This is a genomic window from Pseudanabaena sp. UWO310 (assembly GCF_006861605.1).
GTDB lineage: Bacteria > Cyanobacteriota > Cyanobacteriia > Pseudanabaenales > Pseudanabaenaceae > Pseudanabaena.
On the sequence record NZ_SELU01000017.1, the window covers coordinates 42715 to 66743 of the forward strand.

The 24029-nt window shown below is 43.7% G+C and carries 25 protein-coding genes; 11 read left to right on the forward strand and 14 right to left on the reverse strand.

Annotated features, from left to right (window positions below):
* Positions 1-156: 156 nt before the first annotated feature.
* Together PseudUWO310_RS07660 and PseudUWO310_RS07665 are read right to left on the reverse strand one after the other, a co-directional pair.
* On the reverse strand, positions 157-1314 hold the full coding sequence (locus PseudUWO310_RS07660; protein ID WP_142600105.1) for an amino acid ABC transporter substrate-binding protein: 1158 nt from the start codon (positions 1312-1314) through the stop codon (positions 157-159).
* A gap of 441 nt (positions 1315-1755) precedes the next feature.
* The gene (locus PseudUWO310_RS07665) at positions 1756-2085 is read right to left on the reverse strand and encodes a 2Fe-2S iron-sulfur cluster-binding protein (RefSeq protein WP_009628536.1); all 330 of its coding nucleotides are present in this window, start codon (positions 2083-2085) and stop codon (positions 1756-1758) included.
* A gap of 248 nt (positions 2086-2333) precedes the next feature.
* Between PseudUWO310_RS07665 and nusB the strand changes: the two genes are divergently transcribed.
* From nusB to PseudUWO310_RS07685, 4 genes are all read left to right on the forward strand, one after another.
* A complete protein-coding gene (nusB, locus tag PseudUWO310_RS07670; RefSeq protein WP_009629442.1) occupies positions 2334-2975 on the forward strand; it encodes a transcription antitermination factor NusB in 642 nt (213 codons plus the stop codon).
* 205 nt (positions 2976-3180) lie between these two features.
* Positions 3181-3669, forward strand: a complete 489-nt coding sequence (locus PseudUWO310_RS07675; RefSeq protein WP_142600106.1) for a hypothetical protein — start codon at positions 3181-3183, stop codon at positions 3667-3669.
* A 66-nt stretch (positions 3670-3735) separates the two neighbouring features.
* Positions 3736-5361, forward strand: a complete 1626-nt coding sequence (locus PseudUWO310_RS07680; protein WP_142600107.1) for an FAD-binding oxidoreductase — start codon at positions 3736-3738, stop codon at positions 5359-5361.
* Between the two features lie 624 nt (positions 5362-5985).
* The gene (locus tag PseudUWO310_RS07685) at positions 5986-7050 is read left to right on the forward strand and encodes a DUF1176 domain-containing protein (protein WP_142600108.1); all 1065 of its coding nucleotides are present in this window, start codon (positions 5986-5988) and stop codon (positions 7048-7050) included.
* 304 nt (positions 7051-7354) lie between these two features.
* Here PseudUWO310_RS07685 and PseudUWO310_RS07690 read toward each other — a convergent pair whose 3' ends face one another.
* The 4 genes from PseudUWO310_RS07690 to hpf form a co-directional block, all read right to left on the reverse strand.
* A complete protein-coding gene (locus PseudUWO310_RS07690; protein ID WP_190315943.1) occupies positions 7355-8530 on the reverse strand; it encodes an energy transducer TonB in 1176 nt (391 codons plus the stop codon).
* A 201-nt stretch (positions 8531-8731) separates the two neighbouring features.
* Positions 8732-9166: an ExbD/TolR family protein gene (locus PseudUWO310_RS07695; RefSeq protein WP_142600110.1), complete on the reverse strand. Its 435-nt coding sequence runs from the start codon at positions 9164-9166 to the stop codon at positions 8732-8734.
* A gap of 38 nt (positions 9167-9204) precedes the next feature.
* Positions 9205-9591 carry a preQ(1) synthase gene (gene queF, locus PseudUWO310_RS07700; RefSeq protein WP_009625631.1) on the reverse strand — a complete coding sequence of 129 codons (387 nt, stop codon included), beginning with the start codon at positions 9589-9591 and terminating at the stop codon, positions 9205-9207.
* Positions 9592-9903: 312 nt separating this feature from the next.
* Complete coding sequence (hpf, locus tag PseudUWO310_RS07705; RefSeq protein ID WP_142600111.1) at positions 9904-10479, reverse strand: ribosome hibernation-promoting factor, HPF/YfiA family; 576 nt, start codon at positions 10477-10479, stop codon at positions 9904-9906.
* A gap of 364 nt (positions 10480-10843) precedes the next feature.
* On the opposite strand from hpf, the gene PseudUWO310_RS07710 reads away from it, so the two are divergent.
* Both PseudUWO310_RS07710 and PseudUWO310_RS07715 read left to right on the forward strand, forming a co-directional pair.
* Positions 10844-12436 carry a glucose-6-phosphate isomerase gene (locus PseudUWO310_RS07710; RefSeq protein WP_142600112.1) on the forward strand — a complete coding sequence of 531 codons (1593 nt, stop codon included), beginning with the start codon at positions 10844-10846 and terminating at the stop codon, positions 12434-12436.
* A gap of 398 nt (positions 12437-12834) precedes the next feature.
* Positions 12835-13371, forward strand: a complete 537-nt coding sequence (locus PseudUWO310_RS07715; RefSeq protein WP_142600113.1) for a cyclic nucleotide-binding domain-containing protein — start codon at positions 12835-12837, stop codon at positions 13369-13371.
* Positions 13372-13447: 76 nt separating this feature from the next.
* Here PseudUWO310_RS07715 and PseudUWO310_RS07720 read toward each other — a convergent pair whose 3' ends face one another.
* The 3 genes from PseudUWO310_RS07720 to efp all read right to left on the reverse strand — a co-directional run bounded on the left by PseudUWO310_RS07720 (position 13448) and on the right by efp (position 15024).
* Complete coding sequence (locus tag PseudUWO310_RS07720) at positions 13448-13684, reverse strand: hypothetical protein (protein ID WP_142600114.1); 237 nt, start codon at positions 13682-13684, stop codon at positions 13448-13450.
* A gap of 290 nt (positions 13685-13974) precedes the next feature.
* On the reverse strand, positions 13975-14463 hold the full coding sequence (gene accB / locus PseudUWO310_RS07725) for an acetyl-CoA carboxylase biotin carboxyl carrier protein (protein WP_142600115.1): 489 nt from the start codon (positions 14461-14463) through the stop codon (positions 13975-13977).
* A complete protein-coding gene (gene efp / locus PseudUWO310_RS07730) occupies positions 14464-15024 on the reverse strand; it encodes an elongation factor P (protein WP_142600136.1) in 561 nt (186 codons plus the stop codon). It abuts the gene before it with no gap.
* 265 nt (positions 15025-15289) lie between these two features.
* On the opposite strand from efp, the gene trxA reads away from it, so the two are divergent.
* On the forward strand, positions 15290-15607 hold the full coding sequence (trxA, locus tag PseudUWO310_RS07735) for a thioredoxin (RefSeq protein WP_055076595.1): 318 nt from the start codon (positions 15290-15292) through the stop codon (positions 15605-15607).
* 248 nt (positions 15608-15855) lie between these two features.
* On the opposite strand, the gene PseudUWO310_RS07740 is transcribed toward trxA, so the two are convergent.
* Together PseudUWO310_RS07740 and PseudUWO310_RS07745 are read right to left on the reverse strand one after the other, a co-directional pair.
* The gene (locus tag PseudUWO310_RS07740) at positions 15856-16617 is read right to left on the reverse strand and encodes a Uma2 family endonuclease (protein WP_142600116.1); all 762 of its coding nucleotides are present in this window, start codon (positions 16615-16617) and stop codon (positions 15856-15858) included.
* A gap of 28 nt (positions 16618-16645) precedes the next feature.
* Complete coding sequence (locus PseudUWO310_RS07745; protein ID WP_142600117.1) at positions 16646-17755, reverse strand: CobW family GTP-binding protein; 1110 nt, start codon at positions 17753-17755, stop codon at positions 16646-16648.
* A gap of 369 nt (positions 17756-18124) precedes the next feature.
* Between PseudUWO310_RS07745 and PseudUWO310_RS07750 the strand changes: the two genes are divergently transcribed.
* The gene (locus tag PseudUWO310_RS07750) at positions 18125-18628 is read left to right on the forward strand and encodes a hypothetical protein (RefSeq protein WP_142600118.1); all 504 of its coding nucleotides are present in this window, start codon (positions 18125-18127) and stop codon (positions 18626-18628) included.
* Here PseudUWO310_RS07750 and PseudUWO310_RS07755 read toward each other — a convergent pair.
* Both PseudUWO310_RS07755 and PseudUWO310_RS07760 read right to left on the reverse strand, forming a co-directional pair.
* Positions 18625-18969 carry a slr1659 superfamily regulator gene (locus PseudUWO310_RS07755; protein ID WP_142600119.1) on the reverse strand — a complete coding sequence of 115 codons (345 nt, stop codon included), beginning with the start codon at positions 18967-18969 and terminating at the stop codon, positions 18625-18627. The genes PseudUWO310_RS07750 and PseudUWO310_RS07755 overlap by 4 nt on opposite strands.
* Positions 18970-19079: 110 nt before the next feature.
* A complete protein-coding gene (locus PseudUWO310_RS07760; RefSeq protein ID WP_142600120.1) occupies positions 19080-19655 on the reverse strand; it encodes a DUF6272 family protein in 576 nt (191 codons plus the stop codon).
* A 295-nt stretch (positions 19656-19950) separates the two neighbouring features.
* On the opposite strand from PseudUWO310_RS07760, the gene PseudUWO310_RS07765 reads away from it, so the two are divergent.
* The 3 genes from PseudUWO310_RS07765 (at position 19951) to PseudUWO310_RS07775 (ending at position 22402) form a co-directional block, all read left to right on the forward strand.
* Positions 19951-20157, forward strand: coding sequence for a DDE transposase family protein (locus PseudUWO310_RS07765; RefSeq protein ID WP_411729019.1), 207 nt, complete (start codon positions 19951-19953; stop codon positions 20155-20157).
* A 246-nt stretch (positions 20158-20403) separates the two neighbouring features.
* Positions 20404-21198, forward strand: coding sequence for a tryptophan synthase subunit alpha (trpA, locus tag PseudUWO310_RS07770; RefSeq protein ID WP_009627711.1), 795 nt, complete (start codon positions 20404-20406; stop codon positions 21196-21198).
* A gap of 19 nt (positions 21199-21217) precedes the next feature.
* Positions 21218-22402, forward strand: coding sequence for a coenzyme F420-0:L-glutamate ligase (locus PseudUWO310_RS07775; RefSeq protein ID WP_142600122.1), 1185 nt, complete (start codon positions 21218-21220; stop codon positions 22400-22402).
* Positions 22403-22720: 318 nt separating this feature from the next.
* On the opposite strand, the gene menB is transcribed toward PseudUWO310_RS07775, so the two are convergent.
* Entirely contained in the window at positions 22721-23551 is an 831-nt protein-coding gene (menB, locus tag PseudUWO310_RS07780; RefSeq protein WP_142600123.1) for a 1,4-dihydroxy-2-naphthoyl-CoA synthase, read from the reverse strand.
* Positions 23552-24029: the final 478 nt, after the last annotated feature.

A 24029-nucleotide genomic window follows, 5' to 3' on the forward strand; every position in this document is an offset into this window, starting at 1 on the left:
CCTAAAGATGAGTGGCGGCGCATTGCGCCGCCACTCATCTTTAGGGTTTTATGTCCTAAGCAAACCCCGCAAGGTTTTGAGATTCCCAAAATCAAGAGATAGGGGTGCGGGGCAAAGCCCCGCACCCCTATCTCTTGACTGGGAAAGGCGTAAGCATTAGCGGAAGGGTGGCGCATACATTAAGCCGCCATTTTTCCATAGTTCATTCTGACCGCGTGGCAATTTGAAAGGACTATCTTTACCGAGATTGCGATCGTAGATTTCGGCGTAGTTGCCAACATGCTTAACTACCCGCACGGTGAAATCATTGGCAACTCCCATATCTTTACCTAAACTGCCATCTAGTCCTAAAAATCTGCGAATTTCGGCATTTTTACTCTGTAGTTGCGTTGTCAGATTTGCCGAAGAAATATCTAAATCCTCGGCTTCGATCGCCGCAAAAATAATCCACTTCACAATATCCGACCATTTCGGATCGCCATCGATGACCGCAGGGGCTAAGGGTTCTTTAGAAATTACAAAGTCTAAAACTACGTGATTGTCAGGATCGGCAAGGCTAGTCCGCCGTACGACTAGGGCAGAGCGATCGGCGGTAATCGCGGTACAACGCCCAGATTGATAAGCATTAAATGTGGCGTTGACATCCTCATAGACCACGGGTTTATAGGCAAGGTTGCGCTTCCGCATTTGGTCGGCAAGATTTTGCTCAGTGGTTGTTCCCGTTTGGGCGCAAATATCAGCATCCTTAAGATCGGTGATCGCCTTAATATTGCTGTCTTTTCGTACCATTACGCCCTGCCCGTCATAAAAAACAATCGGCATGAAGGCAAGACGGGAGGCGGTATCGCGACTTAGCGTCCATGTCGTATTACGACTTAGAATATCGATTTCCCCCGACTGGAGAGCGGTAAACCGCTCCTTGGCATTGAGGTTGCGAAATTGTACCGCTTCGGGGTTGTTAAATAAAGCGGCGGCGATCGCTCGACAAATATCGACATCTAGCCCCGAATATTTGCCTTCTTTATTTACAAAGCTAAATCCTGGTAATTCACCACTGACTCCACAAATCAATTTGCCGCGACTGAGTACTCTTTTCAGGCGGTCAGCGCTCCCAACGCTGGATTGATTTGGTTCTGGAATTGGTTCGCAGGCTGCTAAGGCGAACAAACATAAACCCATAAATAGACCCATAAATAGCCATGCGATCGCCCGTTGCCAGACTTGCCGATTTGATCTGTGAAAAAAAGGGCTATTAAACAATTTTTTCCCAAAAAGCCAGAAACCTTGACGGTGCGATCGATTCTGATAGTGCATGAATATTTTTAGCTGCTTTTTTGAATGCATTATAGTAGCTTGGCTATATTCCTAATGCATAATTTGCGAAAATTTCACTGCAAAATTTTTGCTATAGCGATCGCCAAATGTAATAGGACATAAACCCCAAGAATTGACTGGCGGCGCTTCGCGCCGCCAGTCAATTCTTGGGGTTTGATTTGTCCTAATTCAAGTGACTGTAGCTATATGTATCTAGGCGCAATTAAATAACGTCATTTTGGATTAAGCTGGCAAATTGTAAAAGCCCAAAAAGCTGTAGCGCACGCGCAGCGTGCGCTACAGCTTTTGATTCTGGATTTGAGGCGCAGCCACTTAAGTAGCTGTGCCTCAAATCGCTGGGCATAATTAATCACAAACCAAAACCCGTGAAGTTGTGCCCTACGGGGCGCAACTTCACGGGTTTTGGTAATTGTTTTTTAATTAAGAACTATGACCAAAGCGGATGGCGTATACATCCTGTTCCTTATCAGTGTAAATTTCGACATCGGATTTAGGATGAGATACGCATAGGAGAATATAGCCTTTGCTGTCCAGTTCGTCGCCCATCCCGCCGATACCCATGCCTTGGCTTTGATCGACTTCACCCTTGACAATTTGGGCGGCGCAAGTCGTACATACACCTGCATAGCAAGAACAGGGTAAATCTAATCCATGGGCGATCGCGGCATCGAGGATCGATTCATTTTCGGGGACGGGCACGGTAAAGGTCTGTCCTTGATGATGAAGAGTAGCGGTAAAGGTCTGAGTCATCTTTCTTTAAAATTTAACTAATAACTAATAATTAATAACTAATAGGCAATAAGTAAATGGGCTTAATTAAATATAAAATTCTAAAACCTACGGCGCAGCGTGCGCCGCAGGTTTTAGATCTAGATTTTAATTATGCTGAGGTACTTATTGATGGGTTTTGATGGGGAGTTAGGCAAAGCCAAATCCCTAAAAAATAAACATGCTAGAGAATGATACGATGTTCAATTGGCTTAATTTTATCTCCTCATATGCAACCCCGCCACATCGCCCGCGAACTCGCACTTTTTAGCATCAACCAATTACCTAGCCAATCCCAAAAGCTAGAAACTAAGACCCTTGATGACATTGTTACTGCGGTCGTCCGATCGCTGCAAGATGAAACTAAAGAATTATTACAAACCGCTAGCGCTGAGTTACAACGTAGTCAAGAGCGGATTACTTCTAGTGAAAACCGTACTAGTGATATCCGCCAAGATATCCAAGCCGTTGAAGGGATGGTACGAGAAGCGATCGAACTAACCAAAAATGCAATTAATAATATTGGGGCAGCTCTGGAATTTCCCGTCACCTTGGTATTGGCGCAACGGACTGAAGTACGCAATTATACGATCGATATTCTCAAGACGGTCAATGGCAAGCGATCGCAAATTGATGAAATTATTAGTAGTGCTTTAGTAAACTGGCAGATCGAGCGGCTAGCACAGGTAGACAAAGATATTTTGCGGATTGCCACGGCGGAAATGATGTTTATGAGCGTGGCAAGTAAAATTGCGATCGATGAGGCGGTAGAGCTAGCTAAACGCTATAGCAGTGAGGATGGTTATCGGTTTATTAATGGCGTTTTGCGCCGCATTGACGATCAAATTAAAGAATTACGCAATTCTAAATAACTAAAGCTAGAATTAAAACCTGTAGCGCACGCTGCGCGTGCGCTACAGGTTTTAATTCTAGCTTTTAATCTTGACTTAGGACAAATCAAACCCCAAGAATTGATTGGCGGCGCGAAGCGCCGCCAATCAATTCTTGGGAGACAGCTATATAAGATCCTCAAGAGCTTCCTCAAGTCCCCCCGCAATAAATATGGTAGGAAATTGGATGACTTATCATCAGCTAGCTAGATTGGCGATCGCGATCGCCGTATTGATCAATATTCCTAAGGCAGTCAATGCCGAAAACTATATTAATAATCGGACTTGCCCTGCGGATTTTCCGAGCTTGAGCCAGTCCCTAGCCAAGGATTTGCCCGATTATCTCAATCGCGTTTATAGTCGGTTGCGGATTAATCGGGAGGTAATGACCGTAAGTCAACCAGAACTAGAGCCTTTGCCCCTAGCACCCGATCAAGATCGCGATCGCCTGCCCCAACAGGTATTTATCTCGATGCTGGAACGACAAACGGGAAGGTCAGAAACAACGCAGCGTGCTTACTGGTTATTTGTTGTGCCGACTGCCCATGGTTGGCGGTTGGCGATGGCATTTATGCGAGTCGGTCAAACTCCCCCCGTGGACGTGAGTGAAGCGGCGATCGCCGATGCTGCCAATAAATGGTTTCGTGACTATTGCGATCCTCGCTATAAGCTCTAGGATGGCGTTAGGATAATAAATATCGTCTTAGCCGCTTCTTAGTCGATATTTACTATTTTTAAAACTATGTCATTGTTTCAAACCCTGCGATCGCAAATGCCTGCGGAAACTCCAGCGCAATTAGAAAGCATGGATGCTTTTTGGACGAGTTATCGGCAAAGAAATCAGACGATTCCGCCAGTAGTGCAAACGGTGCAGGGGAAAATAGGTGAGCAAAAGGGCGAACAAAATTTTGATGCGATCGTTTGCGGCGGCACTTTGGGGATATTCATCGCCTGTGCGTTGCAATGTCAAGGCTGGCGCGTTGCGATTATCGAGCGGGGGCTCTTGCGCGGAAGAGAGCAAGAATGGAATATTTCCCGACAGGAATTAAATGCTTTTTTAGAATTAGGTTTATTAACTGAACCCGAGCTCGAAACTGCTATTGCCACTGTATACAATCCTGCGCGAGTTGGTTTTAATGGCGGCAAAGAGCTATGGGTGCGCGATATTCTTAATATTGGGATCGATCCTGTTTATCTACTCGAAGTTCTCAAACAAAAGTTTTTGGGTGCGGGTGGAACGCTATGGGAGCAAGCCACATTTACGCAGGCGATCGTCTATACCGATGGTGTATCCGTAGAATTTGCGCGACAGTACGATCGCGTAGATGATCGCATTGATCGGATAGATCGTGAGAAAATCGCTATTAAAGGAAGACTGTTACTGGATGTCATGGGGCATTTCTCCCCGATCGCCAAGCAAGCGCGATCGCAAGTACAGGGCAATATTAAGCCCGATGGAATTTGTATGGTGGTCGGTAGTTGTGCAAAGGGAATGCCAGAAAGAAATTACGGCGACCTGATCTATAGCTTTACCCCCATCCAAAATCAATGCCAGTATTTTTGGGAAGCATTCCCTGCGCGGGATGGGAGAACCACTTATATGTTTACCTATGTGGATGCCGATCCGCAACGTCCGAGTTTCGCGCAATTGATGGAAGATTATCTTTTCTGGCTCCCTCAATATCAGGACATCGAACTTTCCCAACTGGAATTCAAACGAGTTCTCTTTGGCTTTTTTCCTTCCTACCAAAATAATCCTTTACAGACCCCTTGGAATCGGATTTTACAAGTAGGGGATAGTTCGGGAATGCAGTCTCCCCTTAGTTTTGGTGGATTTGGGGCAATGGTACGCCATCTGCCGCGCTTAAGTAAGGGGATTAACAGCACTTTGCAAGCTGATTTATTAACCAAGGAAAGTTTGCGATCGCTTCAACCCTATCAACCCAATCTATCGGTAACTTGGCTATTTCAAAAGTCCATGAGTGTTGGTGTCAATCAGAAAATCGAAAGCGATCGCATTAATTATTTACTTAATGTCACCTTTACAGCCATGGAGAAACTAGGCGATCGGGTACTCTATCCTTTTTTGCAAGATGTCGTGCAGTTTATCCCCCTCGCTCAAACGATGCTAGCGATGTCCATTGCCGATCCCATCCTAATTCTCAAAATCATGCAACAGGTAGGGATGCCAACCTTGTTCGATTGGCTTAAGCATTATCTTGGCTTGGGGGCATATAGTTTTTGCGATCTAATTAGCCCACCGCTAGAATCAGCGATCGGCAACCTCCTCCCCGAACAACAATATCGGTTGCAAAGTCGGATCGATGCATGGCACTACGGTTCGGGCAGTGATTATAGCTGTCGCTAATTGTAGGACATAAACCTCAAGAATTGACTGGCGACGCTTCGCGCCGCCAGTCAATTCTTGGGGTTTGATTTGTCCTAAGTCAAGTGACTGTAGCTATATAGCTATCCTAAATCATTTGTAGATTTTGGGGTTTGTGGAAGCGCACCCCTTTGGGGTGCGCTTCCACAAACCATTTAGGATTGCTATATCAAAGAAATGACAGCCCACCAAGCTAAGGAACATATTCACTATTCTAAAGGTCATACCTAATTGGGTATAAATGTAATTACAGCAATTATTGAGCAGATGAACCGCAAGGAAATTTTTGAAAGCCTTGCTTTGCAAGGCTTTCAAAAATTTCCTTGGTTTGAGCGCAAAGCGCGGTAAAACACTTAAAGCCTTAGAGTCGATTCTTGTTCACAGCCAATAGTAAAGATTTGTTTTTGCACCTAGTAATACCAATTCACGAAAGTGTGATAACACTTTTGTGAATTGAAAAACAAACCCAGTAAGGTTTTGAGATTCCCAAAATGGCAACGCCATTTTGGGAATTGATATAACTTGATGAGAGGACAAAGCACTGTAATCTAGCCTGTGACGGGATGGAAACTCTATACTAAAGAGCAGCTATAAGGAGCAAGACTCATGTTGCAAATTCGATTGGGCTTAATGGCTGCATTGGCAAGCCTTACAATGCTTGGATGCTCTAATCAGGATGCATCAAATTCTTCGCCTTCCCCAAGTAATGCCCAGACCTCCACTAGTCCTAAGCCCGTAGCGGCATCTCCGACTAAATCTCCAGAAACACAAAAGCCGATCGCTGAGGCCCCCAATAATACACCACCAAAAGCGATCGCCATTGGTGATATCAAAGATCTTGAAGACAATAGCGTTTGCGGGAAATCGAAAGTTACCTATGCTTACGGCGAGACTTCTAATTATCGAATATATATTTGTGCCGATGCCAAAGAACCCGATCGCCCACGTTATTATGTCAGCCGTAACAAAGATGGGAGTGGTGGTTTAAATCTAGAAGCGACAAATTATAACCCTCAAAAAGAGGGGGCAATTGAGTTTAATAATGATGGTTACATATATACACTCGAAGCCCCAACCACCCAAAATCCTGAGCCTGTGATGCGAGTAACTTTCCCCAGTCGCAAACTAACAGAAGAGCAATTACTCAGATATCTTGCGCGAAATAATACGAAGCCAACTGGCTCGAATGCTAGTTCTGAACCATTGCAATATGTATTACAAAATCGCGAACGCCTTGGAATTTGTAAAGATAGTTTTCAAGATGGGGATACGCAGAAAGGGATGGGTTCTAAAGCTTTCCCTATCTCAGACAAAAAATATTTAGTGCAAATTCAATGCTCGCTCGCCGCCTATCAAGGGGTTTTTGAATATGTCCTATGGAGTGATGAATCGCCAAAACCAAGGGTTGTTTCCCTTGACTTTGATATTTTTCAAGAGCCTAAAAATGGCGAAAAGCCTAAACGAGTTACCGAACGGGCGATTGTGGGAATGCCTCGACTTAATCTACGATCGCAGACCATGACCAATTTCACTAAGTTTCGTGGGGTCGGCGATTGTGGCTCATCAGCGATTTATAAACTAGAAGGCGATCGCATGGTTTTACAGGAATATCGAGCCAAATATGCCTGTGATGGCAAATATGTCCCCGATTTCCCAATTATCTATCCTTAACCTCATCTAAAACCTGCGGCGCACGCGCAGCGTGCGCCGCAGGTTTTAGGGTTTTATATTTAATTACAGCGCTTTGCGCTCAAACCCAAACCAAGGAAATTTTTGAAAGCGTTGCTTTGCAACGCTTTCAAAAATTTCCTTGTAGTTCGTTTGATCGGTAATTGCTTTAACTTCAGTTCTGGTTAAGCTGGCAAATTTCAAAAGCCCAAAAGCAAAAGCCTTGCTACGCAAAGCTTTTGCTTTTGGGCTTTAAGAAAGGGTTTGCGTAGCAAACCCTTTCTTAAAGCTCGTTGCCTAAGCGATATTAGGGGAATTCATACTTAGCCGTAACGAGTCGGAACTTGCCACTTTGCGGATCTTCAAGGGGTTTAAATTTATATTCCTTAGCCGTCTCCTTGGCAATATCATCTAACTCTTTAAATCCACTGGACTTTAAATAGAGTTTCTTAACCTTACCGCTAGGATCAACCAGCCACATAAATATGACCGAGCCACTCTTTCCCGCCACACTAGACACCTTGGGGGCGATCCATTCCACTCCTTTTTCTCTTTCGGGGCCAGTTGCTGATATTAATTTCCCCTCAGGAACAATCCTTGTATTGATAACCGCTTGTTTTGATAATAAATCGATAAATTGTTGGTCATTGGTGGGATAAGGCGATGAAATGTTGACGATCTCCGCTTCATTGCGATCGCCATTATTAGAATTCGAGGCAACTAATCCTTGTGATCCTTGTGAGTTAATGGGAGTTTTAGTTGGCTTCGTATTGGGATTGTTTTGCGGAGGTGACGTAGGCGAAGTTGGTTGATTTTTGATGCCCCCATTTTGAAATTCAGGCTTCAAATTACTATTATTGGTCGTTTTAGGTGGGGGATTGCTGTTATCGATCTGTCCCGATGCGGTAAAGCGAGAGGGAGGATTGGTGGGGGGAGTCGATACGCGAGGTTGGGTTTTTACCGATTGTTCGGGCTCTCTGGTGTATTTGGAGAGGGGCGAAGTTGACATGCCCGAAAAATCGGAGGATAACGGGGGCAAATCTTCTAAATTATCTGGGGAATTTAGATCCAACGAGGTTAAAGGTGAATTAAGTGATGTATTGGGAAATGAATTGAGGGGCGTGCCAATTTTATTGGGAATAGGCTTGACAAATAGGTTGCTGAAGAGAGATTTGTTTGGTGAGGTAATAGGTGATTTGGGTGGTAATTTGACAACGGGAAGCGTTGAGACGACTACTGGTTCTGGGGTGGTCTCGGTCTTTTTAAGTGGATTTGGTGTAATAAATGCAAAAGCAGCATGAATTCCAAGAGAGCCAGCTACAAGTACCCAAAAGGGATATTTGACAGCGAGTTTACCTGCCTTATGGGTAAATTTAAGGATGGAACTATGCAGTGTAGATATCTGCGTGCGCTTCATCTCAGGTTGATTGGTTTGACTTACAGTTAGGTCGCTTAGGTCACTCTTCGGTTCGGTTGGCAACATGGATTTTTGTAAGTAGTTAAAATTTCTTGAATAGCGATAGCCACTTAAAGTTAATACATAAAAACCAAGCATAGCGTTGCGGTGCAAAGCACCATACATGCATTTTGGAATTGTCTTAACATCACTGACTACCGCTATACTTATTTGCTTTTTTGGTGGAAACCGAGCTGGAAATGACGAAAATGACTAAGATCGCAATAACTAAGATCGTGATGTGGCGATCGCCACCCGATTTCCCGCAATTGCTCTTAATTCTGATAGACGACTAATCACAATTTGATAGGAGACATTGGAGTCATCGGCACTAAGTACAACCATTCCCTTGCTAGAGATTGCTAAGAATCTACTAATATCTTGGGCTAATTGGGAGGAAGAGATAAATTTCCCATCCTTTAGCATTTGTCCCGAAGGATCGAGGGTGATTACAAAAACATCTTCTGGCTTTAGCCCTTCTGAGTTTGATTCGCCCTTAGTATTGCGATCGCTAATGGGTAAATCGACCCCAATGCGACTGGGCACGGTAAGGGCGGCGGATAACAGAATGAAAAACGCCAGAATTGAAAATACTACATCTAGCAATGCAGTCAGATTAATTTCAGCGTTGGCAGATGTTGGGTATTTTTTGCGAAGTTTCATAAATCAACGATGCTCATATCCATGGGACGTATTTATGGCTAGATTGTTTCTTGAGGTTTGGTGTAATTTACTTCGACAAGGGTGTGAACATTGCCACGAGGACTGAAATCGCCTTTGACATTAATTCTAAGAGGATCGCTAGCTTTTACAAAATCATCCAAAATCTGATTTACGGCTTCTTCGTGGGAGATGAAGCGATCGCGATAGCTATTGATATACAGCTTAATCGCTTTTAGCTCGACCAATAACAGGTTTGGGGTATAGGTAATGTGAATGGTGGCAAAGTCGGGATAGCCTGAAAATGGGCACTTACAAGTATATTCGGGAAGAGTAAGTTGGATGTTATAGTCTCTGCCAATTCTAGGATTTGGGAAAGTAGTGAGCGTTGCTTCTGCGATCGCTTGTTCGCCGTACTTAACAGTCATATCTGCTCTGAAATAAAAATAAAATTGTGGAGGATGAAATAGCGAAAGATTCGCTTTCTTCTTCTAGCGTAGCAAATTTAATCAGCAAAAAAGAGTGGCGCAACGCGCCACTCTTTTTTTTGAGGGATTTTTACTTTCACTCAAATAAAATGAAGCAATAATTAGTTCGGCATAATTAAAAACCAGAGAGCATACCTCCCCGCGTAGCGGGGAGGTATGCTCTTCTAGGTTTTTAATTCACCGCAATGTTGACACATTTCAATAAGTTGCGATACCGCGTCGCAAGTATCTGGGCAGCTTCATTGTTTATTTTTAATGTTTTTTGACATCATGGGGTTGAATTACCCCATAACCACCATGATTTCGTTCATAGACAACGTTGATTTCCCCTGTATCAGCATTGCGGAAAACATAGAAATCATGGTCGATTAACTCTAGACGCTCTAGAGCCTCATCAACGGATAGGGCGGGCATGGCAAAATACTTATTTCGCACAACTTGAGAAGGTAATTCAACCACCCGATTGTCGTTTGGCAATGGTAAAGGAGGTTGTTCTAGTACTGCAACACTAGTTTTTGCCGCCGTTCGCTCGGTCTTGCGCTCCTTAAATTTACGCAACTTACGTGAGATTTTGTCAGCTACTAAATCGATGCTGGCATACAAATTCTCACTCTTCTCCTCAGCGCGGATCACCGATCCATTGGCGTACACTGTTACTTCTGCCGATTGACTAGAAGCAATGCGAGGGTTACGAGCCACTGAGAGATGGACATCCACCTCGGTCGTTAATGCTTGGAAATGGCTCACCGCTTTGTCGATCTTTTGCTCGACATATTCGCGGATGGCTTCCGTGACTTCAATATTCTTGCCTTGAATTACAAGTTTCATCTTTATAACCTCGCTTCTGAGTTCCAAATCAGCCAAAATAAAGTTGTGGCGCGTAATCTTGTTTTAATTACCCCATTACGCCGAATAGCTGATTTGGCTATGTGATCACCATAACACTTTGCTAGGGTCAGTAAGCCAACTTTGATGTACTTCTTAACGTAGATTTAATAACCAAATTCGATGTTTTTCAAGCTACAGCCGCGAAAACCGCTAAATCTAAAAATCAGAGATCAACTTGACCAGCCAAATCTGTACAAATAACTTCAAACAAGGTTGCTACTTATCACTTACGATTGGCATTGTGTATCGCCTGTTTTAAGCTATTCACATCTAAGCTATTTAGAAAAAGCAAAGTGAGGTTCGTATGAGTTCGGCTGTGGAACTGTGGCAACGTTATCAAGACTGGCTGTACTACCACGTAGATTTGGGTATCTATGTGGATATCAGTCGGATTGGATTTACGCCAGACTTTATAACACAGATACAACCTAAGTTTGTCAAGGCTTTTGCAGATATGAAAGCCCTAGAGTCGGGCGCGATCGCTAATCCTGATGAGCAACGTATGGTTGGACATTACTGGTTGCGATCGCCTGAACTCGCCCCTACAGAAGAATTACGTCGAGATATTACGGAAACCATCGATCGCATTGAAGATTTCACCCAAAAAGTCCATGCTGGGGACATTCATCCACCGACCGCCGATCGCTTTACCGACATTCTGTCCATTGGCATTGGTGGATCGGCTCTAGGACCCCAATTTGTTGCCCAATGCTTTGCTAAGGCGGATGTGCCCCTCAAAATTAGCTTTTTGGATAACTCCGATCCCGATGGGATCGATTTAGTGCTCGATCTATTAGGCGATCGCCTTAGCACCACCTTAGTTTTAGTTATCTCTAAGTCTGGGGGCACGCCTGAAGCCGCTAATGCGATGAAAGAAGTTGAATTTGCTTTTCAAAAAGCAGGGTTAGACTTTGCCAAGCAAGCCATTGCGATCACAGGGGTTGGTAGTGCTTTGGAGAAATATGCGATCGGTCATAATTGGCTCGATCAATTTCCCATGTACGACTGGATTGGTGGTAGAACCTCAGAACTATCGGCTGTTGGTTTGCTACCTGCTGCTTTGCAAGGTATTAATATTCGCGAAATGTTGCGTGGCGCAAATTTAATGGATGCGGCTACCCGCAACGAAGATATGCGCCACAATCCCGCTGCCTTGCTTGCTATGGCATGGTACTTTGCGGGCAATGGTAAAGGCGAAAAAGACATGGTAGTCCTCCCCTATAAGGATCGACTTCTACTTTTTAGCCGTTATCTGCAACAACTAGTAATGGAATCTCTTGGTAAAGAAAAAGATCTCGATGGCAATACCGTATATCAGGGGATTGCCGTCTATGGAAATAAGGGTTCTACCGACCAACATGCCTACGTACAACAGTTGCGTGAAGGCGTTCCTAACTTTTTTGCAACTTTCATCGAAGTTCTGCAAGATTCCGCCAAGACTCATCCTGAAGTTGAAGAAGGTGTGGTTACAGGTGATTACTTGTTAGGGTTTCTCCAAGGAACTCGCAGTGCCCTCTATGACAATGGTAGAGACTCAATTACAGTGACGATCCCCGTGGTATCCGAACTGACGGTCGGTGCATTAATTGCCCTATACGAGCGGGCGGTGAGCTTCTATGCTTCCCTAGTCAATATCAATGCTTACCATCAGCCTGGAGTCGAGGCGGGTAAGAAAGCTGGCGCAAAAGTCCTTGCTTTGCAAAAGAAACTCGTTGACACCTTGCGATCGTCAACCGTATCTCTTTCATTACAAGAGATTGCTGTCAAAATAGACGCTCTAGAGGAAATTGAATCTCTTTATCACATTGCTCGGCATCTTCATGCCAATTGCAAAATTCTATTTGAAGGCGACTTATCTAAGCCCATGACTCTAAAATTGATGTTGATCCCTCAATAGGTTGGGTTTTAGCCCTATCAAGCCCTGTAGCGCACGCTGCGCGTGCGCTACAGGGCTTGGGATTTTATATTTAATTGCGCCTAGCTACTTAATACCAATTCGCGAAAATATGACAACACTTTTGTGAATTAAAAACTAAATCTAGTAAGGGTTTTCAAGTTAAGAAATGGCTACGCCATTTCTTAACTTGGTATTAGAACAAAATTAAAAACCAGAGTAGTGTTGCCGCGCGGAGCGCGGCAACACTATTCTGGTTTTTATGTCTTGATAAAGTTGGCGGCAGCTATAAAGGCTGCGAGATTACCATTTCTTAAGTTTTTCAAGCAGCATTGTCACTTCTACGAAAGAATCTGTAAGAATATGACTTCTTACGTTTTATTCAGCTACAGAGGTTAAATGTGAAGAAAATTTTGCTTTTCTTTAGCGAACTTAATAATAGCGATCTTGACTGGTTTGTCCAGAAAGGAAAGAGAGAGACGATTCCGCCCGATCGCCTATTGATTCGAGAAGGTCAAATCAGCGAAGCTCTGTATATTGTGGTGAATGGCTCGTTTAGTGTTGCCATTGAATCACAGGATAAAAAAGAGCTCGCCAGAATTTCTGAAGGTGAAATCGTTGGTGAAGTATCTTTTATCGATACGAGACCACCGCTTGCTAGCGTGAGATCGTTAGAGGAGAGCGTAGTGCTATCGATTCCCAGAGTGCAGCTTTTATCGAAACTACAGCAGGATACAAATTTTTCGTCAAGATTTTATCGCGCGATTTGCCTTTGTGTTTCCGATCGCCTCCGTGGCACTGTCAGTAGACTCGGCTATGGCTACGATCTCGATGGGTTAGAGGCTCATCTTGGCGGATTCAGTCAGTCGATGATCAGTAACCTAGAACTTGCCGAAGCCAAGTTTAATTGGTTGATTAAAAATGTGCGGGCAAGTTAGCACAAGTTAGTTTTAAATGCTCAAATCAAGAGGCTCTAGACAATATAGCGATCGTGATTTGAGCGGTTGCCGTTGATTAAAAAACTTGAAAAATAGTAACGCCGAGAATAGCTTCAACAACAGTAGCAACTACTAGCCCCGTCCAAAATCTTCCAGCAGCTCTGCTAAATCCAAGGGCACTATCTTCACGGCTGGCGGTAAAAAATAGTGACCAAGCTTGGGTTTCGCTAAGGCGTGCAAATTGATTGAAGTCTTCACGAAAAGCGATGGGTTTGAAAAGATTATCGCCGCTAAAATCAAATTTGGTTTCCATACATTTCTCCTTGAGATGCGAAATTGTTTAACAATTTGCTTTTTATTTGATGGAATTATCTTAACAATTGTTTACAATTGAAGGCAATCGCTCTTAAGGAGAGTCTAGGAATTTCGCAAGATATAGCCCTCAAGATATAAATCTCAAGATATAGCAACGTAAGGGTGAAGCCCAAATAAAAGTGGCGGCGCGAAGCGCCGCCACTTTTATTTGTTTGTTTAATACCAATTTACGAAAGTGTGATAACACTTTAATGAGATTTACGCAATGAGAGCAATTTTGACTAAGGACTAAGTTGCTTCGACACGCATCAAAACTTGACCATATTCAACTGGTTGGGAATTATCTACGAGAATTTCCACAATCTTGCCAGAAGACTCCGATTCGATTTCATTCATCAACTTCATCGCCTCAATAATACAGACAGTGCTGCCTTTTTTGACGGTATCGCCAATCTCGACAAACGGTGCATCATCGGGGGATGGAGAGCGATAGAATGTGCCAACCATTGGCGAAGTTATTTCTATCAGCTTTTTAGTAGGAAGAGAATCAGCGATCGTAGGTGTTGGAGCTACAGGACTCGTCGGTGGATTTTCGATCGCCGTAGTTGTCGCTGGTGCTGCGGTGATGGCAGCAGGAACTTGTGGTGCAGTTACCATCCTAGTTTCGCTTTTGCGAATACTCAAACGAACATCGCCTGATTCTAGCGTTAATTCGGTAATATCCGTCTTATTTAGAATCGTGACTAGCTCACGTACTTGTTCTAAGCTAAATTCCACCTAATTTTCACGCCCCAAATACGTGTCTTCACGAGTATCAATCTTAATGCGATCGCCAATATTCACAAATAACGGAACATTAATCGATGCGCCAGTTTCTACCTTAGCGGCTTTGCTGCCGCCAGTTGCCGTATCACCTTTGAGTCCAGGATCGGTTTCGATAACCTCTAATACGACTGTGTTAGGTAATTCAACCTCAATCACCCGCTCGCCCCAACGCACGACATTAACTTCCATGCCTTCCTTGATATATTTGACACGGCTGCCGATCTGAGCAGTAGTCAAATTCGCTTCTTCATAGCTCTGCATATCCATAAAGACATAATCATCACCGTCTTTATAGGTATGCTGCATGGAGCTTTTTTCTAGAACCGCTTGAGGAACCATTTCCCCAGCTCTGAAGGTTCTTTCTAAGTTTTTACCTGTCATGGCGCTTTTTAGGGTGGTGCGTACAAATGCCGAACCCTTACCAGGCTTTACGTGTAAGAATTCCACTACACGCCAGACTTCGCCATCAAGTTCAATTGTTACGCCGGGTCGAAAATCGTTACTAGAGATCATTGCAGATTGAGTAATAGCCAAATGTAATTTTAGCCTAGCGATGTAACCTTTGCGACAAAAACAAATAAAAAACCAGAAGATGAGTGGCGGTGCTTTGCGCCGCCACTCATCTTCTGGTTTTGCGTTCGCTAGTTTTGTCAAACTTTCGTGAATTAAAGCCCAAAATCAGTGGCAATGCCCAAAAATTTCTCTGGGTTTTAGGCAAGCTCAAAGCGCTGTAGAGAAAATTGCTATAGAATTGAGTTTTTAGAGGAGCGATCGTCCTATGTCAGTAAAAAAACAGTTTAGTAGTTTTGATGAATTACTAAAAAGTTCAGAAGCACCTATTTTGGTAGATTTTTATGCGCCTTGGTGTGGTCCTTGTCAATTGATGACGGGGATTTTGGATAGGGTGAGCGAAACTATGAAAGATAAGGTACAGATTGTGAAGATCAATACTGATAACTATCCCGATCTAGCCTCTCAATATCGGGTTTTTGCTCTACCAACTTTAGTTTTATTTAAAGATGGCGAACCCGTTGACCGAGTTGAGGGCGTAATTCAAGCCGATCCACTCTGCGATCGCATAGAGCATTACTTATAGCTGCCGCCAACTGTATCAGGACATAAACCAAAGAGAGTTGCCGCGCTCCGCGCGGCAACTCTCTTTGGGGTTTTGATTTTGTCCTAATAAAACTGGCGGCAGCTATATAAGCTACTCCAGAGCTAAAAATGGTATAGCCATTTTAGTTTTAGAAATCCTTAAGAGGTCTGGGGGGCAATTTACGAAAGTGTTGTCACACTTTCGTAAATTGGGATAAAAAAGAGTCGGCACTTAGTGCCGACTCTTTTTTATAGATTAGGATCGATTCCTAATTCGCGTAACTTTGCAGCCAATGCTTCAGCACGTTGATATTCTCTTTCAGCACGCATACGTTCTTGCTCAGCACGCATACGTTCTTGCTCAGCTTTTTCAGCATTCCACAAGAGCAGGTTGCCATCTTTGTCCCACAATCTTAGCCAGCAGGTGGTAGTGAGCATTCTTGTTCCTGACCATACGCCAAGAAACAAATTTAACTCGGCTATCCATACGCGACCATGCTCATCCTTGGGTTGAATCACGTAATAGCCATTTTGCAAAACTCTTACTTCAAGATTTTGGACATAGGGATCGTAGGTGACATAGACAGGAACCTGCAAAATCTGCTCATAGAAATAAAGCTTGCCGTAGGGTGGCGTGGAGCGCACTGAAAACTCGCCGCCATCAGTATCAGATAAAAACTCCATAACAATACTGACAGCACTACCTTCACGGTATGGCGTATAGCTGCGGCGAATTACGCCTTCATCACTGGGATAAACATGAGGAACATATAGCCAATCTGGAGCTTTGACCACAATTTGTTTGTTGACTGTGGCTACTAAGCCAAAGTTAGAGGCTATAAGAGCATTAGCCCCAATTAGATTGGCGGCAACTAGCGCTTCGGTAAGAGCCGCCGCTAATAATGGTTGTTGTTCATTTTCCACGGGATCGTCTGGTAAAACATAGTCTGCGGGTAGTGGTTCCCAATTAATTGGGGGGTTGGTGGCGATCGCATTAACTGGAATGACCATAACTTGACCTCTGGTGATAAGGACTTAATTAGACGAGGCAACTTCCTAGATCTGCTAGCAGTTCGTCACGGTGTAAATTACGTCCAATGATCACTAGCTGGTTATTGATTGATTTACCGCGATCATCGGTTTTGAGTTCATAGCGTTTGCCGCTAAGCTGAAATACATAGCGATTGTCAATATTGGCAAAATTCAAGATTCCTTTGGCCCGAAATACATCTACAGGTAGCTTTTTATCAAGGAAGTTTTGAAATTTGTCGAGATCGAAGGGGCGATCGCTTTGAAATGAGATCGAAATAAACCCATCGTTTTCTAGGTGATCGGAATGGTGATGATGGTCATGGTGATGATGCTCGTGATTACATTCGGGATCATGGCAATGTTCATGGGTGTGAGCATCGCCATGATCGTGATGGGCGTGATCGTGATGGCTGTGATCATGGCTAGCCTGTTGGGTCGAGGCGATCGCTGATTGGTCGATCTGGATATCAAGAATTAATGGCAAGGGCACAACTCCTAATTGCGATCGCAAAATTCTTGCTTTAGGCTTAGTTTTATTGATGTAAGTTTCAAGATCTTGCAGCTTTGTTTCGGAAACTAGATCGGTTTTATTCAAAATAATGATGTCGCCATACATAATTTGGGAGTAGGCGGCATCACTATTGAAATGCTCAGCGGTAAATGCTTCAGAATCAACTACAGTCAAGATCGAATCGAGGCGAGTTAAGTGTTGTAACTCCGTCCCCAAAAAGGTTAAGGCAATTGGTAAGGGATCGGCAACGCCTGTAGTTTCGACGATCATGTAGTCAATGCGATCTCCTCTTTCGAGAACTTTGTAAACAGCATCAACCAGCCCATCATTAATGGTGCAGCAAATACAACCATTGCTCAGTTCCATCATGTTCTCATCAACTGAGATCAGCAACTGGCTATCGATATTGATATCCCCAAATTCATTTACTAAAACCGCAACCTTTAAATCCTGTTGGTTTTGTAAAATGTGGTTGAGCAAAGTGGTCTTACCACTTCCTAAAAAACCTGTAATGATTGTAACTGGCATTCCCCGTTTGGGGATATCCACATCAATAGCCTTGGGTGCAACTTCTTGTGTAGTAATGCGATCGGCGGAAGTGGGCATGGACTTTGCATAGAAATAACTGTAACCACCATTTTATAGCCTTTCCCAGTAGTTATGTCCTCAGAACCGCAAAGATGAGTAGCGACGCGAAGCGTCGCCACTCATCTTTGCGGTTGTCATATAGCTACAGTCACCTGACTTAGGACAAATCAAACCCCAAGAATTGATTGGCGGCGCGAAGCGCCGCCAATCAATTCTTGGGGTTTATGTCCTAGTACACTTGGCGACAGCTATACAATGCAAAAGCGCAATCCAAAAGCATAATCCAAAAGCGCAATCCAAAAGTGCTAGGTCTCAATTTTGACATTTACTTTTAGAGTTTTATATTCTAAGTTTAATGAGCTATAGCTATACTTAGCACGGATCGCCATGTCAGTTTCAGAATCTCGCATTGTTCCTTGTATTGAAGATATTCTCGCATCCTTAGAAGTCCGCTTTGAATTAGAGGAATCTAGTCATAAATTGCCCCTAACGCGATCGCTAGAGAAATGTTTATGGTTTGCTGAGGCTAATAAGTACGCCGATCTGCATGAATTGCTCAAGCAAGAGGCTTATGGCTACAGCAATCCTGCCCCTAACTATCGATATGTACAGTTAAGCTACTTTGATGCTGGCGGTCAGATGGTTAAGGGTTTGAGTCAGTACAGTAGTTATCCTTTGGTCACTGGCGTTAATAAATTGGAACTACACCTAAAAAACGGACTGACATTAATGTTGCCCAAGCAAATTTTGGCTTTCTTGTCGAAAGTCTCAGGTCGTGAGGTAGATACGGGCTATGTCTCGCCATCAGCAATCAGTAACCTTTTGGATATTATTCGCCATGAAATCGCTAGTGAAATCACCCAAAAATTTCCCAAAGGACAAACTAACTAAATCCATTCAAGCTTTAGTGATGGCATTAATCTTTGTAGATTTTTGAGGGATTTTCCTTGCCAAGGTATGACTTCAGAGCCTTGAACGATGATACTAATAGTCTCTTTTTGCCGAACCTTGATCACAAACTTAGATAAAATATTAATACCTGAACTATTTAGAAATTCTAATTGACAGAGATTTAGTTTGATTTTTTTGGGAGGTTCTTCCAGTGATTTTTCTAAAACTTGAACGATGGGTGCATATTCCTCCGTACCCGCTAAACGTAACGAACCTTGACAATAGATAGCCATTTCTGAGGGTTCATACCAAACGCGATAATCGTCTCCTTTCACTTCCATTCTTTCTCTTCTCCTAATACTTCCTAATACAAAAATCCAATTAATCTTTTCTAAAAAAATTCCTAAAACAATTCCTAAAACAATTCCTAGTTTATGCGCTGAAGATATAGCTAGATTGGTAACTGTATCATTGTAGTGACCATAACTATATCTATGTTATTTGGAGACTGTTCAAACTTCCATCCTAAAACTGCTTCATAGTCCATGATCATTGTCAAATAGCCAAGCCCTGAACTTGACTCATTATCGTTGTCAACGCTTTTTTCGACTTGATTGATGTACATTTCACCAATGTCACTAGTGGTGAGTTCTTGTAGGTACGATTGGAAGTTGGCGATCGCATCTTGGTGGACGGAGTTTTTGGATAAAAATATGAGGCGATCGCTAAACAAATGGACTTCTAGATTAACTGGTTGCCCCGCAGTTTTATCGCTATACTTCATTGCATTTTCCAGCAATTCGTTGGCAACAAAACTAACGGCAGAACGAATTTCTGTTTGTTTATTTAAGGCTGCACTAGTATCACCTGGAAAAAAATTCTTAACATAATCTCCCAAAAAGTCAGCCGAAAGCCCATTTGTCTTCCATCGTAGCTGAATTGGCAATGAGGATGGCGAAAATCCCAGAACTAAAAATTCGCTTCTTTCCGAAAAGTCTTCTGTAAATTCTCCAAATATTTGCGCCATAATTAACGCCATTTTTACTGCTTTTATAGTTGTTCGGCTCTTTCAAGAGTTTGCATATTTGACAAAGCCTTAATAAACCTATGCTCTCTTTTACTATGTTTAGGGACAGGATGCAACCTCATAAGGAGCTAAGGCATAATTAAAAACATGGGCGGTAAGCTCTTATTAAACCCCTAAGGATGAGTGGCGGTGCGAAGCACCGCCACTCATCCTTAGAGTTGTTGCTATAAAATTGGAAAACTAACTGTAAAAATAACCATAAAACTAAATGTCTGACCAAAGCGCTCAAAATGACATTCACGATCGCGGCGATCGCGGCGATCGCTCAGGCGAGCAGTGGTTTATCTGTAAACGCGATACAGGTATATGTGAAATTATTAAGGCTGACAATAAGGAAAGTATTGCTAATTCTGTTGAAACTTGGGGTGGTTTTGCCTCGCAAGGTGAAGCGATCGCTAAACGGATCGGGCTCATCCGTGCGGGAAAATGCCAACCGCTTTAGATAAGTAGCTAGGCGCAAGTAAATATAAAAACCAAAAACCTGTGGCGCAGCTTGCGCCACAGGTTTTTAATCTGGATCTTAATTATGCCCAGCTACTTAGCAGGAACAGATGGCATGAAGATGGCGCTATTGATGATATTCGATAAACTTTTAAAAGCCTTGCTTTGCAAGGCTTTTAAAAGTTTATCGATGTAGCCATGAGGCGGTAGTATAATACGGGACTACTTTTGTGGGAATTTTTACGTCATGATATCCGTTTCCGCTCGATTTGAAGAACTGCGAGCTAAAGGTCAAGCCGCGCTGATTCCATTCATTACGGCTGGCGATCCTAACTTAGAGACAACAGCCAAGGCTTTGCGGGTTTTGGATCGAAACGGCGCGGACATGATTGAGTTGGGTGTGCCCTATTCCGATCCCCTAGCAGATGGTCCCGTAATTCAGGCTGCGGCAACTAGGGCTTTGCAAAAAGGGACAACCCTTGAAAAGGTTTTGGATGTGGTTAGAACGGTTGCGCCCGAACTCCGATCGCCCATTATTTTATTTACCTACTACAACCCGATTTTAAATATTGGGGTGGAAAAATTTTTACAAACGATCTATGAGGCTGGAGTCCGAGGGTTAGTCGTTCCCGATCTGCCGCTGGAAGAATCCCATGTTTTGCTGGAGCCAGCCCAAAAAGCAGGTATCGAGGTGATTTTATTGATTGCTCCGACCAGCCCTCCCGATCGCTGTGCGGCGATCGCCGAAAAGTCTCAGGGCTTTATTTATGTGGTGAGTGCCACGGGGGTCACAGGAGTTCGTACCGAGGTTGCTAAGGGGGTGAAGACGATGATCGAGCAGCTCAGAGTAATTACGGATAAACCAATCGCTGTTGGCTTTGGCATCTCCCAGCCCGAACATGCTAAGCAGGTCATTGATTGGAATGCGGATGGAGCGATCGTCGGTAGTGCGATGGTGAAGAAGTTGGCTGAGCCTGATGGCGGACTCCATGCGATCGCGGAACTTTGCAAAACTCTTAAACAATCTATCAGTAGAGATTAGGAGTTAGAGATTAAGGCTTATGAATATTTTGATCGGTGTGGGCATTGCGATCGCGGGCTTAGGTGGCTTTGTCCTCTTTCTCTGGCTTTTGTTTGAATGGCAATACAAAACTCGCCAAGGCAACTTGCTAGAGTTTGACAGCGGGGTTTGGCAATTTCTGACCTATGAGCCAGAGCATTATCGTTTGGAATTACTTCTAACCGCGACCAATCACACCCGCAATCTTGATGTGTTTTTGGTAGAAGTAAATCCTATACTGTCTCTGCTATCCAGCGATAATCTCGACGAAATCCATAGTAAGGTACAACTGCGATCGCGCCATCCCAATACGGGCAGTCGTAATGATAACTATTGGGAATCCTATATTGTCAATCCCAACCAGAGCACAGGAGTAGAGATTCAGATCGACCTGAGCGGCAAAAATCTCGAAGAACTGAAAACTGCATGGGTACGGGTTGGCTACACCATCTATGGTCCCGCTGGACGCGAAGAAAAAATTAAACACTGCATTATCCCCTTACAGTTTCCCGATGCAAATCAAAGGGAACGCTGGCGACCAACCCCCGATGCGGATGTATTGCCAATTCGCACTCATATTCTTTCTGCTGGAGATAATCCTGTAGAAGTCATGCAAAGGTATGTGATGAGCCATGCCCAAGCTGGAGATATTGTGACGATCGCCGAAACCCCGATCGCGATTATGCAGGGTAATTTCTATCATCCCAGCGATATTAAGCCTCAGTGGTTAGCCAAGCGCCTTTGTTATTACTTTAAAAGTACCTCTAGCCTTGCCACCGCCTGCGGTTTGCAATCCTTAATCAATGAGTCGGGTGCATGGCGTGTTGCCTTTGCCTTTGTCGTCGGTTCGCTGGCTAAGGCAATATTTCGCGTACCTGGAGTGTTTTATATGCTTGCGGGAGAGCAGGCGCGATTGATTGATGACGTGACTGGTACTTTGCCCCCCTACGATCAATTTATTGTCTTAGGTCCTAAAAATCCTCAAGCAGTAGTCGATGAAATTAAAGCTGGGACGGGACTAGAAGCAGCGATCGTGGATGTCAACGATCTACGGCGGGTTAAGGTCTTAGCTTCTACGTCAGGAGTATCCGAAAACTTGCTCAATCAAGCTCTATTAATGAACCCTGCGGGTAATGCCGCCGAACAAACACCAATAGTTTTAATTCGCCCCAATACGCCTACCTAACGTCAGTTCGTGTTATACCAAATCACAAAATGGCGTAGCCATTTTGTGATTTTAAAACCCTTACTGGGTTTGGTTTTCAATTCCCAAAAGTGTAGCCACACTTTTGGGAATTGGTATTAAGTGGGTAAATTTTAAAAGCCCAAAAGTAAAAGCCTTGCTAAGCAAGGCTTTTACTTTTGGTTTTGAGAGAGGGTTTGCGTAGCAAACCCTTTCTCAAAACCCGTTTTATCCCAAAGCTCAAAATGGCTACGCCATTTTGAGCTTTGGGATTATAAATACAAATAAAAAACGGTGCTTCGCACCGTTTTTTATTTGTATTTACGGCAGTTTAGGATATTGGCGAAAATTGGGTTTGCGCTTTTCTAGAAAAGCCTGTTTGCCCTCCTGTGCCTCTTGAGTCATATAAAACAACAGGGTGGCATTTCCCGCCAACTCCTGAATTCCCGCTTGTCCGTCGCAATCGGCATTAAATGCAGACTTGAGACAACGAATCGCCAGAGGGCTCTTGTCTAAAATTTCCTGAGCCCATTGGATGCCTTCAACTTCCAATTTTTCGATGGGTACAACCTTATTGACTAAACCCATTTCTAGGGCTTCTTGGGCATCGTATTGACGGCAGAGATACCAAATTTCTCGTGCTTTTTTCTGACCGACGAGTCTGGCTAGATAAGATGCGCCAAAACCGCCATCAAAGCTGCCTACCATTGGTCCCGTTTGACCAAAAATAGCATTATCAGCGGCGATCGTCAGATCGCAAACGACATGTAGTACATGACCGCCGCCGATCGCATAGCCAGCAACTAGAGCAATTACGGGTTGAGGCATCGTGCGAATGAGTCGTTGCAGGTCGAGTACGTTCAAACGCGGCACGCCAGACTCGGAAATATAGCCACCATCACCACGCACTTTTTGATCGCCCCCCGCACAAAAAGCATATTTACCATCTGGGGCAGGTCCTGCTCCTGTCAGCAAAACTACGCCAATCTCAATATCTTCTCTAGCATCGGCAAAGGCGGCGATCATTTCCGCGATCGTTTTAGGGCGAAAGGCATTACGCACATGGGGACGATTGATCGTAATTTTGGCGATCCCATCAGCTTTGTGATAGAGAATGTCTTCAAATTCGGCGGCGAGTTGCCAGTCGGTCATGGTTTTGGAAGAAAAAAGTACAGGGATTCATCTTATCAAAAGTTATCTTATACCAAAGCTAAAAATGGCTACGCCGTTTTCAGCTTTGACCAGAATCGTTGGGGCGGCTTCGCCGCAGTCACTTGAAATGAGGACAAATCAAACCCCAAGCATTGAGTTGCGGCGCGAAGCGCCGCCACTCAATACTTGGGGTTTATGTCTAATACACTTGGCGACAGCTATAAAGTCAAAACGGTGCTGTTAAATTTTGTCAGCAATCATGTATACAGGAAATAAAGTATTAAGCTATACATGTATACATCATAGCTAGGATTGATTTCAGGAGAAGATCGTAATGATTATTGTATGGAATAGCTTTTTCTTAGGAGTTATTTCTGCTTTTGCCTGCTCTAGCTTAGCTTTGTGGGTAATGGTAATGCTTTCGTTGGGGAAATCTCCTTTGCAATTTAAGTAAAAGTGGGTACTCGAAATTTCTATG

What these genes read in the sequence shown, in the direction of transcription:
- PseudUWO310_RS07660 (WP_142600105.1), bottom strand. Translation starts at nt 1,314, where the DNA reads ATGCACTATCAGAATCGATCGCACCGTCAAGGTTTCTGGCTTTTTGGG.
- PseudUWO310_RS07665 (WP_009628536.1), bottom strand. Translation starts at nt 2,085, where the DNA reads ATGACTCAGACCTTTACCGCTACTCTTCATCATCAAGGACAGACCTTT.
- nusB (WP_009629442.1), top strand. Translation starts at nt 2,334, where the DNA reads ATGCAACCCCGCCACATCGCCCGCGAACTCGCACTTTTTAGCATCAAC.
- PseudUWO310_RS07675 (WP_142600106.1), top strand. Translation starts at nt 3,181, where the DNA reads ATGACTTATCATCAGCTAGCTAGATTGGCGATCGCGATCGCCGTATTG.
- PseudUWO310_RS07680 (WP_142600107.1), top strand. Translation starts at nt 3,736, where the DNA reads ATGTCATTGTTTCAAACCCTGCGATCGCAAATGCCTGCGGAAACTCCA.
- PseudUWO310_RS07685 (WP_142600108.1), top strand. Translation starts at nt 5,986, where the DNA reads ATGTTGCAAATTCGATTGGGCTTAATGGCTGCATTGGCAAGCCTTACA.
- PseudUWO310_RS07690 (WP_190315943.1), bottom strand. Translation starts at nt 8,530, where the DNA reads ATGTTGCCAACCGAACCGAAGAGTGACCTAAGCGACCTAACTGTAAGT.
- PseudUWO310_RS07695 (WP_142600110.1), bottom strand. Translation starts at nt 9,166, where the DNA reads ATGAAACTTCGCAAAAAATACCCAACATCTGCCAACGCTGAAATTAAT.
- queF (WP_009625631.1), bottom strand. Translation starts at nt 9,591, where the DNA reads ATGACTGTTAAGTACGGCGAACAAGCGATCGCAGAAGCAACGCTCACT.
- hpf (WP_142600111.1), bottom strand. Translation starts at nt 10,479, where the DNA reads ATGAAACTTGTAATTCAAGGCAAGAATATTGAAGTCACGGAAGCCATC.
- PseudUWO310_RS07710 (WP_142600112.1), top strand. Translation starts at nt 10,844, where the DNA reads ATGAGTTCGGCTGTGGAACTGTGGCAACGTTATCAAGACTGGCTGTAC.
- PseudUWO310_RS07720 (WP_142600114.1), bottom strand. Translation starts at nt 13,684, where the DNA reads ATGGAAACCAAATTTGATTTTAGCGGCGATAATCTTTTCAAACCCATC.
- efp (WP_142600136.1), bottom strand. Translation starts at nt 15,024, where the DNA reads ATGATCTCTAGTAACGATTTTCGACCCGGCGTAACAATTGAACTTGAT.
- trxA (WP_055076595.1), top strand. Translation starts at nt 15,290, where the DNA reads ATGTCAGTAAAAAAACAGTTTAGTAGTTTTGATGAATTACTAAAAAGT.
- PseudUWO310_RS07740 (WP_142600116.1), bottom strand. Translation starts at nt 16,617, where the DNA reads ATGGTCATTCCAGTTAATGCGATCGCCACCAACCCCCCAATTAATTGG.
- PseudUWO310_RS07745 (WP_142600117.1), bottom strand. Translation starts at nt 17,755, where the DNA reads ATGCCCACTTCCGCCGATCGCATTACTACACAAGAAGTTGCACCCAAG.
- PseudUWO310_RS07750 (WP_142600118.1), top strand. Translation starts at nt 18,125, where the DNA reads ATGTCAGTTTCAGAATCTCGCATTGTTCCTTGTATTGAAGATATTCTC.
- PseudUWO310_RS07755 (WP_142600119.1), bottom strand. Translation starts at nt 18,969, where the DNA reads ATGGAAGTGAAAGGAGACGATTATCGCGTTTGGTATGAACCCTCAGAA.
- PseudUWO310_RS07760 (WP_142600120.1), bottom strand. Translation starts at nt 19,655, where the DNA reads ATGGCGCAAATATTTGGAGAATTTACAGAAGACTTTTCGGAAAGAAGC.
- trpA (WP_009627711.1), top strand. Translation starts at nt 20,404, where the DNA reads ATGATATCCGTTTCCGCTCGATTTGAAGAACTGCGAGCTAAAGGTCAA.
- PseudUWO310_RS07775 (WP_142600122.1), top strand. Translation starts at nt 21,218, where the DNA reads ATGAATATTTTGATCGGTGTGGGCATTGCGATCGCGGGCTTAGGTGGC.
- menB (WP_142600123.1), bottom strand. Translation starts at nt 23,551, where the DNA reads ATGACCGACTGGCAACTCGCCGCCGAATTTGAAGACATTCTCTATCAC.